Annotated in this window: 10 protein-coding genes and 3 pseudogenes; 5 read left to right on the top strand and 8 right to left on the bottom strand. The window is 44.4% G+C overall.

The window, feature by feature from the left end; genetic code table 11:
• Positions 1–66 precede the first annotated feature (66 nt).
• A pseudogene (locus ACLFWI_RS24110) lies at positions 67–544 on the bottom strand (DUF3368 domain-containing protein).
• A complete protein-coding gene (locus ACLFWI_RS24105; protein ID WP_446415026.1) occupies positions 541–786 on the bottom strand; it encodes a UPF0175 family protein in 246 nt (81 codons plus the stop codon). The pseudogene ACLFWI_RS24110 and the gene ACLFWI_RS24105 overlap by 4 nt, the downstream one beginning before the upstream one ends.
• Positions 787–1,058: 272 nt before the next feature.
• Between ACLFWI_RS24105 and ACLFWI_RS24100 the strand changes: the two genes are divergently transcribed.
• Entirely contained in the window at positions 1,059–1,301 is a 243-nt protein-coding gene (locus tag ACLFWI_RS24100) for a hypothetical protein (protein WP_446415030.1), read from the top strand.
• On the top strand, positions 1,298–1,720 hold the full coding sequence (locus tag ACLFWI_RS24095; RefSeq protein WP_446415029.1) for a PIN domain-containing protein: 423 nt from the start codon (positions 1,298–1,300) through the stop codon (positions 1,718–1,720). The genes ACLFWI_RS24100 and ACLFWI_RS24095 overlap by 4 nt, the downstream gene beginning before the upstream one ends.
• A 342-nt stretch (positions 1,721–2,062) precedes the next feature.
• On the opposite strand, the gene ACLFWI_RS24090 is transcribed toward ACLFWI_RS24095, so the two are convergent.
• The 3 genes from ACLFWI_RS24090 to ACLFWI_RS24080 all read right to left on the bottom strand — a co-directional run bounded on the left by ACLFWI_RS24090 (position 2,063) and on the right by ACLFWI_RS24080 (position 3,085).
• Positions 2,063–2,494: a type II toxin-antitoxin system VapC family toxin gene (locus ACLFWI_RS24090; protein WP_446415028.1), complete on the bottom strand. Its 432-nt coding sequence runs from the start codon at positions 2,492–2,494 to the stop codon at positions 2,063–2,065.
• Positions 2,494–2,706 carry a hypothetical protein gene (locus ACLFWI_RS24085; protein WP_446415027.1) on the bottom strand — a complete coding sequence of 71 codons (213 nt, stop codon included), beginning with the start codon at positions 2,704–2,706 and terminating at the stop codon, positions 2,494–2,496. Before ACLFWI_RS24085 ends, ACLFWI_RS24090 begins: the two co-directional genes overlap by 1 nt.
• Positions 2,707–2,839: 133 nt before the next feature.
• Positions 2,840–3,085, bottom strand: coding sequence for a UPF0175 family protein (locus ACLFWI_RS24080; RefSeq protein WP_446415026.1), 246 nt, complete (start codon positions 3,083–3,085; stop codon positions 2,840–2,842).
• Positions 3,086–3,379: 294 nt separating this feature from the next.
• On the opposite strand from ACLFWI_RS24080, the pseudogene ACLFWI_RS24075 reads away from it, so the two are divergent.
• Positions 3,380–3,790, top strand: a pseudogene (locus tag ACLFWI_RS24075) (Uma2 family endonuclease); the annotation flags it as partial.
• 3 nt (positions 3,791–3,793) lie between these two features.
• On the opposite strand, the gene ACLFWI_RS24070 reads toward ACLFWI_RS24075, so the two are convergent.
• Together ACLFWI_RS24070 and ACLFWI_RS24065 are read right to left on the bottom strand one after the other, a co-directional pair.
• Positions 3,794–3,955 (bottom strand): hypothetical protein, encoded by a 162-nt coding sequence (locus ACLFWI_RS24070; RefSeq protein ID WP_446411050.1) that lies wholly within the window; start codon positions 3,953–3,955, stop codon positions 3,794–3,796.
• Positions 3,956–4,017: 62 nt separating this feature from the next.
• Positions 4,018–4,110 (bottom strand): annotated as a pseudogene (locus ACLFWI_RS24065) (transposase family protein); the annotation flags it as partial.
• A 72-nt stretch (positions 4,111–4,182) separates the two neighbouring features.
• On the opposite strand from ACLFWI_RS24065, the gene hemJ reads away from it, so the two are divergent.
• Positions 4,183–4,785, top strand: coding sequence for a protoporphyrinogen oxidase HemJ (hemJ, locus tag ACLFWI_RS24060; RefSeq protein ID WP_446411049.1), 603 nt, complete (start codon positions 4,183–4,185; stop codon positions 4,783–4,785).
• A gap of 215 nt (positions 4,786–5,000) precedes the next feature.
• On the opposite strand, the gene ACLFWI_RS24055 is transcribed toward hemJ, so the two are convergent.
• The gene (locus ACLFWI_RS24055) at positions 5,001–5,909 is read right to left on the bottom strand and encodes a cation diffusion facilitator family transporter (protein WP_446415025.1); all 909 of its coding nucleotides are present in this window, start codon (positions 5,907–5,909) and stop codon (positions 5,001–5,003) included.
• A gap of 231 nt (positions 5,910–6,140) precedes the next feature.
• Between ACLFWI_RS24055 and ACLFWI_RS24050 the strand changes: the two genes are divergently transcribed.
• Positions 6,141–6,491 (top strand): hypothetical protein, encoded by a 351-nt coding sequence (locus ACLFWI_RS24050; RefSeq protein WP_446411047.1) that lies wholly within the window; start codon positions 6,141–6,143, stop codon positions 6,489–6,491.
• Positions 6,492–6,671: the final 180 nt, after the last annotated feature.

Below are 6,671 nucleotides of genomic sequence, written 5' to 3'. Positions count from 1 at the left end.
AGTGCGATCGCCTCATCCTTTGAGAAAATTTGTTTTATATAAAATAGAACTTTAACGACCAAGTTATTACTCACCCGCAGACTGTAAGATGATAGTGTATAGCTGACTGCTGACTCGAAACTCAACCTCATTAATCAATCGATCCATCACAGGCTTTACCGCCGAAATCAAACCCTTGCGTTTAGCCTCCAGCAACAGTCCCAACACCCAACTCACATTAATGAAGTGCGATCGTTCTTCCAGGACGTTCATCCATGAGCAGAAGCTCTGCATTTAGGTCCATAGCCAAAATAATGGCTTCCGCCTCACCTGGATCTAAATCGGCTTGCAGTACTGAAACTTGATTGAAGTCACTAACCTGTTGAGTTTCTATCCAGGCAAAGGTTTGAACTTCAAACGCACCCGGTACAGCCTTTCCTACTCTCACCATCTCATCATAGACAGCTTGCGGAATAATCACTCTGCTGTAAAGTTGCTGCAACAGATCCAGCCGTCCGATACCTGCCAGACTTGTGATCGGTGAAGTGTCACTGACAACAATCATAATCTGCCCAGTGACCTTAACGTTTTCAGGTCAGACTCAAAATCCGCCACATCATAGTTGATTGTCACTCCTCGCTGACCCAATTCCCGGCGAAACTCAATCAAATTCATCCCTAACCACTGACAAGCTCTGCCACTACTAATTTTCTCCTGCTTATAGAGCATAATGGCAATTTCTAGTTTCAGTTGAGCTTCCGACATTTTCGTAGCTGCAACAATGTCCTTGGGAATAACCACATCCATGTCACTTCTCCTCTATAGTTGTCAAGTCAACTGCCACGCCATTAGCTTTGAAGATGAGGGAGTGCGATCGCTCTTTTCCCTAAATGCGATCGCCTCACACCAAGGATACAACCCTTAACTCAAATAACTGGGGTGACACAGCTAAAATGGTGGAATAGATTTTGCCGTTAAGTTTGGCGCACATTGGTATGGTAAAAGGGCGCACGGGGCGTGCGCTCCTACAATTCTAATCTATATAATTAGAAAAGAAAAGTTCTTGAAGGAGAGAATCAATGACATGGCAAGAATTGCAAAACCAAGCCTTGCAATTACCCATCAGCGATCGCTGGCGTTTAGTTCAGTCTTTGTTGACTTCAATTCAACAAGAAACTCTATCATCGATATCTCCAAGCTTCACTGCAATACCCATGACGGAGCTTGATCCTTGGACTCAACGTTTACTGGGTGTTATTCAGCTAAGTCCAGAGGATGCCAACGAGTCCTACATTGATTATCTGGAGACAAAATACCAGTGAGACGGGTGTTATTTGATAGTGATATCTTACTTGATGTTCTTGCTCAACGCCAACCTTTTGTTGTAGCTTCCGCACAAGCCTTAAATTCAGCAACCCAAGAGTGGGTTGAGGGATATGTTTCAGGTCATGCCATAACCAACATTTTCTATATTTTGCGTCGTCAAATAGGCAGTGACGCGGCAAGGAAACTACTATCAACTTTATTAGAACGGATTCAAGTGGCAAGTGTAACCGATGAGGTGATTCGATCCGCATTGCAAAGCTCTGTGAAAGATTTTGAAGATGCGGTAACAATTGAAGCTGCACTGGCGGCAGGTTTGGAGATTATCATTACACGCAATATAACTGATTTTGTCGCATCGCCTGTTCCAGTAATGTTACCCGAAGAATTTTTAGCAAGCCTATCAGAATCAACTTGATTAGCGAACCTTAGCATCCATGTAATCGTTATTCCAGGAGCAGAAATTCTGCATTTAGTCCTCCTTCTACTTGGTTTTCAATCAGCACCTCATAACGGTGTTTAGTTGAGGGATTCTTTTCAATCCTTAAAGAATCGATATTCATCGTACTTTTCCAGCCTAACCTATTGTATCCACACTCTTTACCCTATTTTACCCATATCCCTGCCAGCGGAAATCCTAATCTTAGCAAGTCGGTCAGTTTTTACAGCCAAATCGCTTCACCTTCAGGATACAACCTATAACCCAAACCCGATTAAAATTCTAGCCATCACATCCACGCGATCGCATCTATGTATTTCATCATGCAGGAGAGAAGTCAGTTATAGGTTTAACCATGACACCACTGGCGATCGCACCATTCCCTTGGCGATCATCTACTGTCACCAGAGGGCAATTTAGATCAACAGCCAATGCAATATACAGCGAATCATACAAAGCCAATTGATAGCTCAAACCGATTTGTAAGGCGCTAGGCAAAAGATGAACAGTTGGCATGATCCGGAATGATAACGCCAGCAGTTCACCCACAATCTGTTCAGCTTGTGTTTTCGGCAATCCCCGAAACCGAACCTCTTTCCACAAAACATTAACACACTCCAGCAGACAAAATTCTGGGATACACAACTGATCCCCTTGATACATCCGAGCGACTAAGACTCGTGCTTCTGGCGTATAAGTTTGGGTGATAGCGTACTGAACGACTACACTAGCATCTACTACATAGATTGCCATTAGCGGACTCGATCCTCCCGCAATAATTCAGTCGTGTTGGGAGATCCAGGAGGTGGTGTCCATCTCAAACGATCCATAGCCGCTAAAATCTCTTCAATAGAGCGAGTATCCCTTGATTGTTGCCACCAGTTGTGCAACCGTTCATCCACCACTTCAGTAATCAAGGCTTTGATGTCATCAATCGTCATATCTACTATTTTTGCTGATGCCATGCTGGACTTCTCCAATTTCTTCTATTAACTATTCTGGCATTGTAAGTGATCGCCTGTAGATTGATACTGAGGGAGTGCGATCACCTCATCCTTTGAGAAAATTTGTTTGATATAGAATTGAACCTGACAACAATCATAATCTGCCCAGTGACCTTAACGTTTTGAGGTCAGACTCAAAATCAGCCACATCATAGTTGATTGTCACTCCTCGCTGACCCAATTCCCGGCGAAACTCAATCAAATTCATCCCTAACCACTGACAAGCTCTGCCACTACTAATTTTCTCCTGCTTATAGAGCATAATGGCAATTTCTAGTTTCAGTTGAGCTTCCGACATCTTCGTAGCTGCAACAATGTCCTTGGGAATAACCACATCCATGTCACTTCTTCTCTATAGTTGTCAAGTCAACTGCCACGCCATTAGCTTTAGTGATGAGGACGTGCGATCGCTCTTTTCCCTAAGTGCGATCGCCTCACCTCAAGCATACAACCCTTAACCCAAACCCGATTAAGATTCTAGCCATTAAACAACGTGATCGCTACCTCTGGAATTCCCCAACCGTCCAATCTGCCAACTCTAAATTCAACACTCTACCAAAACCCCGTTGATTGCGCGTAACCACTATCCCGTTCACTCAAAGAGCGATCGCTGCTCTCCATCAAAGTAACAGGTTCTAGAATACAACGCAATCTAGTTAATTATATTAACGGTCATACAGACGAGTTTGAAGCCGTGCAAGAGCTACGCTGTTTAGTGCCTCCTTACTCGCCAGTGCCTGATATTTCTATTATTGCGATCGCTCGTCTTCCTGAGAAGGATGGACTATTCGATGGCGCACCGGATTGGCTGATTGAAATTCGCTCCCCTGATCAAAGTCCTCTAGACCTACAGAAGAAGATTCTCCATTGCCTGAGCAACGGCACACAATTAGCCTGGTTAATTGACCCAGCTAGTCAACAGGTTTGGATCTGGGAGGGGGATCAACTACCAATTATACGTTCAGGATCAGACACGTTGCCAACATTGGGTAATCTGCCTGAACTCACCGTCAATGGGGTAATGGCAATGACTCGCCGACAGTAATACTCAAGACGCGATCGCTATTTCATCGATTTTCAGGAAAGCGATCGCATCATCTCTGGAACCCAATAGTAATGTGCTAAATAACTCGCGATCGCGATTCGACATAACTAGCCTTTCATGGACATCTACTTCCTGTCTAGCGATGGGAATCAAGTATCTACTCATCCGCAGACTATTAACTATTTTGCCATGCTAAAAGATGGTAAAAAGGTGTATCAGTATCTAAACTATGCTGTTGATTCACTCACTTCAAACTGAATACCTAACATCTGAAATGCCTGATTTTGATGTAGATATGTTAAGGTAAGTAGGAGTTTAGCTTCGACTGATAATTACCGATTACCCCCTCTAATCCAATCGCTCAATTGTAAAGAATTGTAACGGAATAATTTATGGCTTACTTCTGGTATAAGGCATTTCACTTAATTGGCATTGTTGTCTGGTTTGCTGGGTTATTCTACCTCGTGCGTCTGTTTGTCTATCACGCCGAAGCCTCCCAGGAAGCAGAACCCGCGCAAACGATTCTGAAAAATCAATACCAAATCATGGAGAAGCGTCTCTACAACATCATTACCACACCGGGAATGGTTGTGACGGTTGCCATGGCAATTGGTCTACTCACGACTGAACCAGAGGTTTTAAAATCCGGTTGGATGCACGCGAAACTGGCGTTCGTTGTGGTGTTGCTGGCTTATCATTTTTACTGTGGTCGGTTGATGCGACGGTTAGCCTCTGGAGACTGTCAATGGACGGGTCAACAGTTTCGCGCCCTCAATGAAGCGCCGACTGTCCTACTCGTCGCGATTGTTTTACTGGCTGTATTTAAGAATAGTTTACCTACGGATATTACCGCTTGGGGAATCTTTGCTCTGGTGATTGCGATGGCAGCATCGATTCAACTCTATGCGAAAAAACGGAAGCGGGATAAGGAAAAACGTCTGGCACAAGCCTCCTCAGCAACCAGCGACGAGATGACTGAACAGGTATCTGCTTGAACGATCAATTCAGTAACAGTCTTCTATAGCAGGATACACATCGCTAAGGACAAACCAACTGTGGTAGAGACGTTCTGCCGGAACGTCTCTTCTGGTTAAGAAGAGTAAACATTGGGATTAACAATTCCTTATCTTTTGTGGAAAACTAACGGGTTTCTGTGGAAAAGTCGCAATATCTGTGGAAAAGTCAGGCTTTTTCCAGGGCTTCTGAGCGGTTAAAAGGTTATCTGATCGGACTCATAAGCTGGAGGTTCGACATGAATCAACACGCGCACCGGATCAAAGCGTTCTTCTAATCGATCCTCCACCGCCTCGGTAATTTGGTGGGCAGTTTCCACGTCTTTCGCATCAACAATCAGATGCATTTCAATGAAGACTTGACGCCCCAAGACGCCACGAGAGGCAATATCGTGGCAGTTGATGACTCCAGGAACTTGGATAACAATCCCTTGAATCGCTTCGGGTGCGATCGCGACTTGATCAACTAACCAGGGTAAGTTATCCGTTACTACTTCCCAGCCACTGCGAAAGACTAACAGGGCGACAGGAAAGGCAAGAATCACATCTAACCATTGGAGTTGGGGCAGATTCCACAGTTGTCCTTGCCAGATACCAATCAATCCCGCCAAAACCGTAATGGTTACCCAGACATCACTCATCGTGTGTTGAGCATCCGCGATCAAAATCGCACTTCCCACCCGCTTCCCCACATTTCTTTCATAGAAGGTAACGAAAATATTCACGCCTAAGACAATCAGCAGTAACCATAACTCTGGCGCTGCGATCGTGATTGGCGTCAAACCGTTGACAATCCTCTCGATGGTGCCTTTGAGAATTTCAAAACAAGCAATGCCTAAAAATGCCGCAATCCCCAAAGCGCCTACGGCTTCAAACTTCTGATGACCATAGGGATGTTCGCGATCAGGTTGAGGAGACGAAAATCGATTCGCCACTAAACCCAAAACATTATTGGCACTATCGGTGACGCTGTGCAACGCATCAGCTTGTAAACTCAAAGACCCGGTTAAAATGCCGAGAATGGCTTTCAATGCCATCACGAATACATTCAACAGCAGGGTAATCAGCAAAACCTTGCGAACTTCAGCACGTTTGTCGGCTGGCATTATGGTTGCCCCTCAATAAGGAATTTCCCCTATCCTTAGTTTAGTCAGGAAAATGACTGAAACCCTTGTCCTTTAATGCTTTTAATTCTCTAAGCCCCCTAAGTTTTTGTCGGCTTCTTGCGAGTTTTTCTAGGAATTGTGTGCCAAAACGTCTCATTCTTTGGTAAATTTTCTGAGGGACTCAATTACCATCTTCTATCAGTAAGCGCTCATTATTAAAATTTATTGCTCATGGTTCCAGCTCAACTCACCCTCAATCTGGCTCAAGGGTCTGTATCGTTCAAATTTACGCCGGAAGCTGCCCAAAATTTACAAAAGGCACTCGCCCAACTTGTACAAACTTTAAAAGCTACGGCTCAAGCCCCAGGCAGTACCAGCAAGCCTAGTCCGCAAAAATCAATAGAGTACCAATATACTGGGGATGTTTTCTTGGAAATTTTCTGCAATCCCAATATTTACCCCAGTCCCTTTGCGGCTAAAGTTTTAATCACACTGCGGGATGAACGCATCCGTTTGAGTACGGAAGCTGAACTGACTCGGGTGATTGAGGATGTCAATCAGTATCTCGAACAAGTTGGGTGACAAGTTAAGGCAGGGCAAATTGACCAAAATCAATGGGTCTCAAGTCCTCGTCCTTGCCTTTCGGCTGGAAAGTGTCAAGTATTGTAAAATAACCAACGGGTCAACCCTTATCGTAGTTATGAATCCTAACAATATCCAAGACGCTTTACAAACTGGCTTTCGTGTATCCTTGGGGGCGAC

The organism is Coleofasciculus sp., assembly GCF_046539235.1.
Taxonomy (GTDB): Bacteria; Cyanobacteriota; Cyanobacteriia; order Cyanobacteriales; family Coleofasciculaceae; genus Coleofasciculus.
The sequence above is the reverse complement of the archived record's forward strand: the minus strand, read 5'-3'. Positions and strand labels throughout refer to the sequence as shown.

Excerpts from the sequence above, each read along its gene's own strand:
- ACLFWI_RS24105 (WP_446415026.1), bottom strand. The coding sequence starts at position 786 with ATGGATGTGGTTATTCCCAAGGACATTGTTGCAGCTACGAAAATGTCG.
- ACLFWI_RS24100 (WP_446415030.1), top strand. The coding sequence starts at position 1,059 with ATGACATGGCAAGAATTGCAAAACCAAGCCTTGCAATTACCCATCAGC.
- ACLFWI_RS24090 (WP_446415028.1), bottom strand. The coding sequence starts at position 2,494 with ATGGCAATCTATGTAGTAGATGCTAGTGTAGTCGTTCAGTACGCTATC.
- ACLFWI_RS24085 (WP_446415027.1), bottom strand. The coding sequence starts at position 2,706 with ATGGCATCAGCAAAAATAGTAGATATGACGATTGATGACATCAAAGCC.
- ACLFWI_RS24080 (WP_446415026.1), bottom strand. The coding sequence starts at position 3,085 with ATGGATGTGGTTATTCCCAAGGACATTGTTGCAGCTACGAAGATGTCG.
- ACLFWI_RS24070 (WP_446411050.1), bottom strand. The coding sequence starts at position 3,955 with ATGAGTAGATACTTGATTCCCATCGCTAGACAGGAAGTAGATGTCCAT.
- hemJ (WP_446411049.1), top strand. The coding sequence starts at position 4,183 with ATGGCTTACTTCTGGTATAAGGCATTTCACTTAATTGGCATTGTTGTC.
- ACLFWI_RS24055 (WP_446415025.1), bottom strand. The coding sequence starts at position 5,909 with ATGCCAGCCGACAAACGTGCTGAAGTTCGCAAGGTTTTGCTGATTACC.
- ACLFWI_RS24050 (WP_446411047.1), top strand. The coding sequence starts at position 6,141 with ATGGTTCCAGCTCAACTCACCCTCAATCTGGCTCAAGGGTCTGTATCG.